This is a genomic window from Candidatus Protochlamydia sp. R18 (assembly GCF_000648255.1).
GTDB lineage: Bacteria > Chlamydiota > Chlamydiia > Chlamydiales > Parachlamydiaceae > Protochlamydia > Protochlamydia amoebophila.
Window position 1 is genome coordinate 1 of sequence record NZ_BASL01000793.1, and the last position, 7,766, is coordinate 7,766.

At 37.6% G+C, this 7,766-nt stretch carries 4 protein-coding genes; all 4 read left to right on the forward strand.

The annotated features are described in order from the left end of the window. Window positions 1–4,707, forward strand: a 4,707-nt coding sequence (locus TY19_RS12010) for a hypothetical protein (protein ID WP_102035423.1), incomplete at its 5' end; no start/stop codon positions are given. Window positions 4,708–5,052: 345 nt separating this feature from the next. Continuing rightward, window positions 5,053–5,301 carry a transposase gene (locus TY19_RS12015; RefSeq protein ID WP_079979324.1) on the forward strand — a complete coding sequence of 83 codons (249 nt, stop codon included), beginning with the start codon at window positions 5,053–5,055 and terminating at the stop codon, window positions 5,299–5,301. A 664-nt stretch (window positions 5,302–5,965) separates the two neighbouring features. After that, window positions 5,966–6,736 (forward strand): hypothetical protein, encoded by a 771-nt coding sequence (locus tag TY19_RS11175; protein WP_042282629.1) that lies wholly within the window; start codon window positions 5,966–5,968, stop codon window positions 6,734–6,736. Then, window positions 6,733–7,098, forward strand: coding sequence for a hypothetical protein (locus tag TY19_RS11180; RefSeq protein WP_042282631.1), 366 nt, complete (start codon window positions 6,733–6,735; stop codon window positions 7,096–7,098). Before TY19_RS11175 ends, TY19_RS11180 begins: the two co-directional genes overlap by 4 nt. Window positions 7,099–7,766: the final 668 nt, after the last annotated feature.

Here is a 7,766-nt window from a genome sequence, read left to right on the forward strand (position 1 = left end):
TTAAAAAGCCTCGATGCAATTTTGGCTACTATTAAGAAGGAAAAATACTCTCGAGCTGTCGAGCAGTTTAATTTTTTTATGGCCTTTTTGACGCCCTATGCGGAAAAAGAGATACTCAAAAAGATTTTTGACTGCCTCTTGTTGCTTATTCCCGTCGTAGAGTCTCCTAAAGAGATAGAAGAGGGTGTACGTTTACTGCTCAATTTAGCATCAGACTCCTGTTTTGCAGAAGAACAAAAGCAGTTAGCTACCGAACTCGCCAAATGGCATTACAAGCAAGGAAAACAAGAACAGCTAAATAAGAAACAAGTTAAAGATCCCATCAATGCTCTTCATTACGCAGTAAAGGCTCAGAGCATCTCGATGGCTTCTTCAGAATCCCAACGCCAAGCTTCTCGCTACTTTAAAGTCGCTTCAACGTCCCTTAGCGTTTTTAAGCAGCGTTTGAAAAAAGCAAGAGCCGAAGATAAGAGTCAGGAAGTCGTGCAACTCATCACAAATCTTGAAACGCGTTTTAAAGCAATCTGCTGCAAGGGTGAACAGCATGCTTTGATTAAATTATTCTATAAACAAGTACGCAAACTTATAGCGGCTCTATTTAGCAAGCGAGGAGGACAAAAACCGATAGAGGCAAGTGGGCTGCATCATCTAAAACCAACGATGGACCGTTATTTAAACAGTAAAACTTTTCCCACGACTTGTTTTATCACAACTACCTACCGAAAAAATTTAGATACTTATCGCGCAAGCTTTTACGAGCTCTATCAGACAATCGACTTGCAAAATTTTATCATTGAAGAGGTGCGTGCTTTTCAAAAAAAAGTTTCTGCGAACTTGATCAATTTTCTGCAAGCTTTAGTCGAAGATGCCATTGCCATTTTAGGAGATCCTCCGTGTTCGTACGATTTGCGAGCAATGGGATCTCTAGCCAAAGAAGAAATCTGTCCTTACTCAGACTTGGAATGGTGCATTCTCATGGAAGCAATTGAGCATCGCCCGTACTTTGTAAAATTAGCTCGCCTATTAGAACTACAAATAATAGCCTTGGGAGAAGATCCCGCACAAGGCTTGCCCGTCTTTACTTGTATCGGGACTAAACACCGCTCCGGCTTTCATGTCGATTCTGGCGGCAATCCAGCGGTTGTCCCTGATCTTATCCACACGCCCGATGGATTGGCTCAGATGCAAAAAATAGAGGAGTATCCTTCTAATTCGCATAATAATACGCTGCGTAAAACTATCTCCTTTCATCAAACGAACTCGTCGCTCTTTGACCTCTACCAAGCGCAAATGCGTACCTATCTCGATGAAAATTCTCTACAAACAAAAGAAATCAGGCGCAAGTGTCAGGCGCTACAGCTGTTAACAGATCGCCTGCAGACCTATGAACAGATTTGGTGCCATCCCTTTAAAGAGAAGATTATCGATCTAAAAAAGCACTACTCGGAGCTGCTCCATCACCTTTTAAATGATTTGTCCCTTTATTTCGGCATAGAAGAAGCCAATACACTCGATCTCATTGACGCGCTCGTGAAAAAGGAAATTTTCACAGCCGAAAGTGGTTTCTTATTGCAAGAGGCGGTGGCGGCCATTTACCTAAAAAGAGTGGGCCTCCATTTTACCTGTGGGGAACAAAAAGAAGAGGTTAACCTAGAAGAATTTTGTGATGAAAAAGAAATCCTGGCCAAGATTTACTGGCTTGTCCTGCGCCCTCTTTACCGTAACTTGAAGTTTTGCCTCTCTAACCTAGATTCTCATCAATTAAAACCTTGCATTTCTAAGCTAGACTCTCATTTTCAAAAAATTGATCTCCTTCGAGGGGCTTATTACGAAGAGGAGCTGCGCCCCGATAACATAGAAAATCTCAAGCCCTGGACCGCTCATTTCGTACATCATCTCGTTTCCAGACAACAAGCTGATGCGCTTGATCCGGATCAAGCTTGGCATTGGCATGAAGCTTACTACCAAAGACTCTCCCAGATGACTTTCACGGAACCTCTAAGAGAGACCTATCTTAAAGTCTTAGATAGCTATCCCGAGGAGGAAAATTTGGCTGCGTTAAGCGCTCATCTGGCTTCTATTCCCAACCCAAGCGGAGTTAGACAAAGCCGACGCTTAGAAGAAGAGCAGTTTCAACAAGCAATTCTTGCCATGACAACCGACCATCCAGATCCAGACGATCCCTTCCAAGTCAAAATCCGCTGCCCGGCAGTGCCCGATGCTCGGTATCTCAACCAGGACGTGTGTGAACAAATTTTAGAAGAAACGGGCAATCTCAAACGGCAATATAAAAGCGCTCATCCCGTTGCGAGTGCAACCCATAACGGATATCAGCTGCATTTTAAACAAAAGCCGACCCATCCTTTGCTGGAATATGCCATCCATGCGCTGACGGCACGCATTGCGGGTCAGTTGAGCTCTCCAACGCAGCTAGCACGTTTTGAGGTCGACATCAAAGGAAAAAAACGAGTCTATCCCGTTTTAATTTCCAAAACAATACAAGGGCAGACGTTAGAAAATGCCAAACAGCTAGACGTCAAGCAATTGACCTGGGCTTGCCTGTGTGCTTTATTGACTCGCCCAGGCGATGGGCGCTTCTCCAACTATGTTGTCGAAGAAAAGACGCACCGCATTTTCTGCGTCGATAACGATATTTCTTTTGTCGAACCGGTCATCCATTATTTCTTCGGGCATAAGGTTCATTTTTCTTCGGCTCTTTTTTGTTTAGATGCTAAGTACTATTTAGACTCTGAAGTGTTGCAGGCTTTTCTCCGTTTAGAGCCTAACCTCATTCTCAGTAGTTGGCTTGAAGACTTAATTCAAAAAGATGCGGCTTATCGCGAACTTCAACTTTTTAATTCTAAAGAGGAAGAACAGTTATATGAAGAAAACCCAGAAGATCGCTTTAAAGGAACGCTTCTTTTACGCAGCGGCACGGTGATGAATGTACTCGTGCAATTTTACCATCTACAAGACTGCTTACGTCAAGCTTTAAAAGATAAAAAAAGACTTGCTCCTATCGATCTTTTACCCTATCTCGTTAATTTACGGGGGAGTCACAAGCAAACCTTAGACCGTTGGGTGTACTCTAAATATCAGCAAGCCGTTACTAGCAGTTTAGATCCCAAACAAAGATTACAACAAGCGATCGATCGTCAGGTAGACATTTCTCTCACTTCCGCCCAAGCCGATGCAGCTAGCTTTGGCAAGCTCCCAACGTTTGAAGAAATTCAACAGCGCGAAGAATACTCCCCCGAAAAAGCCCAAAGCGAGCTTTTTGCGTTTACCTTAAACCGATGCGCTTCCCATGTTTTGTTTGGCGAAAACCAAGAAGGAGAGTGGATTGAAGCAGATTTTAGGCACATGATCAAAGGGGAAAGATCCGATCGAGAGCGGCAACGCCTCGTGTTACATGCTTTAATCTTTTTAATGAAAAATAAAGGTCTTCGACCCAAAAAAGTGACTTTGATGAACTGCGCTGTTTTAGATCACACCACCTTAAAACCTTTTTTGCATGTTGAACTTACCTATTTAAATGTAAGCGGTTGTCCATTTATTAAAGAAGAGGCCATTCTGGAAATCGAAAAGTGCTCTCCTAATCTCAAAACGCTTTATTTAAACCGATGCGCTCAGCTGCGCGCGTTTGAAAAATCACGCTTTCCTCTCACACCAACCTATTTGCAGTTTGCCAAATTAGAAGAATTGCAACTTAAGAGGTGTGTGGCACTTGCCTCGATTCAGCTAGATGCTCCTCTTTTGCATACCCTAAAAGCCGATAAAAATCCCCATTTAAAAACGCTTTTTTTTACAAGTATTATTCCCTATTTCAAAGGGAGTTTTATACAATGTCCGGCTTTAGATTTAAAAATAATTAAAAAAGAACAAGAGAATAGAGTTTTAAAAGAAATAAAAAATCCAGAAATTGACTCCCGAATATTACTCCAACTTTATAGGAATGATCCTAAGCTTACCTCGCTTGACCTTAGTCACAGGAGAATAAGCGATAAGGGAGCCGAAGCAATTGCTCAATCTCTTGCTTCCAATACGACTCTTAAGTCACTCAACCTTGGTTATAATCAAATCAGAGATCAAGGAGCTGAGGCAATTGCTCAGTCTCTTGCTTCCAATACGACTCTTGAGAGACTCCAGCTTAACGAAAACCGAATCAGCGATAAAGGAGCACAAGCGCTTGCTCGCGCTTTTGCTTCCAATAATACTCTTGAGACACTCTCCCTTGAATATAACCAAATAAGCGATGAGGGAGCGGAAGCAATTGCTCAGGCTCTTGCTTACAATACAACTCTTAGAGAACTCTTTCTTAACGGAAACCAAATAAGCGATAAGGGAGCGAAAGCAATCTTTAAGGCTCTTGCTTCCAATACTGTTCTTAAAAAACTTACTCTAAGCTATAACCAAATAAGTGATGAGGGAGCGAAAGCAATCTTTAAGGCTCTTGCTTCCAATAATACTCTTGAGACACTCTCCCTTGAATATAACCAAATAAGCGATAAGGAAATGGAAGCTCTTGCTCAGACTCTTGCTTCCAATACAACTCTTAGGGAACTCTCTCTTAACGGAAATCAAATAAGCGATAAGGGAATGGAAGCTCTTGCTCGGACTCTTGCTTCCCATAAGTATTTCCGGGTTAAGGGTAATCTAATAAGCATACTGCTAGATTTCACCAAATGTGTTTCCAACAACCAATAGAGTAGACGAAAAGAAAAATCCGCAAAAGAACTTTTAGAAGACCTTTAAGTGAAGTGCTAATGATTTTGCTTTTCTTTCATCGTTCCAATGACAGAACATTTAAATACTTCTACTTAAACCATGTAAAAACAACTTTAAAATATTTATCATCTTGTTGGGTACTCAAGATTTGTTCAACTCACCTCGGAAGCATTTTTCCCTATGTTTTGCTTTACCCAAGAACATCAAGGGATCTGTAAAGGGATTTTATTGATAGACTCTACAGTCTTAACGGTTTGCCTGCGTCAAACGTGCCTCTTCCCATCGCATCTTTAAAGAGCCACGCTAAGTGGGGGAAAAACAACCATCGGTTGGTTCTTTGGGTTTAAGCTCCATCTTGTGATTAATCATCATGCAGAAATTGTAGCATTTAAGTTGACAACTGGCAAACTTGATGATCGCAAACCCGTTCCAGAAATGGTAGAAGGGATGAAAGGAAAAGCGTTCGCAGATAGAGGGGATATGTCAGAAAAACTGACTCATACTTTAATGCAAAAGGGAATGCATCTTTTCACAAAAGTAAAGAAGAAGATGAAAAATCAATGGATCACGTAGTGGATAAACTCATGCTAAAAAAGAGGGCTATGATTGAAAGTATGAATAATCTGTTGAAAAGTAGCTGTCAGATAGAACATCATCGTCACCGAAATCGATAGAACTTTCTTAGCAATCTGATGGCAGGACTTGCCAATTATTGCTTGAATCCATCCAAGCCTCGGCTATTCTTTTCAAAGACAGAAATCGAAGCTGCTAAGCTCTTAGAATATTTTTGAGGGTTTCTTACGTTAAACTGGCGTTAACAAAGTCCTTCAAAATAAATTATTTTAAAGGGCTTAATTTTTACTAAATATGTTAACACATATATAAACATTCTATTCTAAAGCTTTTTCATAGTATTAAAAAATAATCTGATGGCCGGTGATGGCTAGTTTTCATGCCAAGTTTTATATCACCCAACCTTAAAATATTTAAAAAAAAAACAGCCTTATCATCTAAATGCAAAATAAATTTTAATATTAAAAAATTTTTAATTAAACTAATCTGTTTTCTACAGGCCTGACTTTAATGCGCATAAAGTTTAAAGTTGTTTAGAATGGGCTAATTATTAAATTTTTAAAATATCAAACCTTGAGTTTCAAAAACGAAAGTAATGATAAAATAAATTTTGAAAAAACAACTTGAATTTTTAACAAAAATGTATGATTAATTGGAGGAAATTATGAATCTCTGTGTCGATATTGTTAATTCTTATCAAGAGCTTAGTAAAGATGTCCATGTCAGTAAAGAAACAGGTCTTCCTGGTATTACAGATGAGGTGGCACAAAAATTTTTGAACCGAATCGGTTCATCGGCTTCTTTTTCACACATGAGTGTTTCAGTTAGTATGACCACACAAATTCCTTTGGATCTTTGCTATAGTCTTTATAAATTTTATTTTTATAAAATTAAAAAGATTAATGATTTAACAGATGAGAATGCCATTTTAATACAGCTTGACAAAACTAAACAAATTGCGGATAAAGCTATTAAGGAATTTCGAGAATGTATGAAATTAATTGATGTAGGCGTAACACGAGAAATGGCTAAAGTTTTACCAAATTTCCTGTTAAATTATTTGTATGGGACTGAATTTGTGAAATTAACAGGTAAAATAGATCCAGGATGCCAAATTGAAGAATTGACAAATTATTTTATTAGTCAAGTGCCTGAAACAAAACTGGTCAATTTCCGCTTAGTTATTCAAAAAATGCGAAATATACATCTACCTTCTAACTTATGGGCCATCGATGATTATAGACACAAAGTACCAAAGCAAACAATGATACCAGCTGAAGTTTTTGCAAGGGTTCATCATCGAGCAATGGAAGACATGGTGCATCTATTTCATCAACATGCCGCTAATTTTGTAGATAAAATGCTAATAGATGAATTTTTTGAGGATTTTCCGGTTTTTCAAATCAATAAAGAAAGAGTAAGAGAGTTTATATGAATAATATTGATTTATGTGATAATGATAACAAACATTATTTAGCTGGTTATCAAAGTTGTCAAGAACAGGCCTCCACACAAAAAAATATACAAACAACTTCTCTTTTTAGGTCGTTTAAATTTAGGGCAACTGTTACTTTATTCAAAATAGTAGATATCGTTTATCCTATATTTAAAATTTTCTTTCAGGTGCTTGAATGCGTTGGCCGTTATAGCTATTCATTAGTAAATGGACTTATTTCAATCAAAACTAAGTTTATAGGGATTGATTTTCACTTTTATTTCAATATTAATATTAATTACGATTACTCTAATACACAAAATTTACAGAATGCTTGTCCTGAACGCGCTTTGCTTTGCTAATTTTACAAGAGTATATTTTATTAGAATACCGCTAAATTAGAAATTTTTTGACAAATGAGAAATAACTACTGAAGCATTAAATACTTTTTTGCTGGACGTAAAAGTCATATTGATTCACTTACCTCATATAAAATGAATTAATCGGAATGGGGTTAGGATAATGCTATTTCTAAAAATTCTCTTGAGAATAAATAGTAAATATTTCAATAAAGAATTTTATAATTTTAAGAAAATCAATCCATTTTTTTTACATTTTTTATGATCAGCTACAAAATTTTATAGAATTTGTTGCGGTTATTAAAATTATGTATCGATAATTGCCAATAAGCTTTAACTGAGTATCAAAAAATTAAATATTCAACTTTTGATGGGTAAGCAGCTGGACGAATTTGTGAATACAAGCTAAACTTCATTAAGAATGAAACTATTTATATAAAAAAAAATTTTAATTTCTCGCCCATTGAAGATTCTGCCCAAGCGTTAAGCATACGATTGGATGTTTAATTCGTTTTTTACTGCACCCAAGAGTGTGGCCTATTTATTACAAATATTCACGTATTTAATCAATTACTAGTTGATCCATAAATTTTGTTTTTTTTATTTAATGTAAGTTGCAAATAACTAATTTATTAAAAAATTTGTTGCAACTGCTACTAGAAATCCTAAAA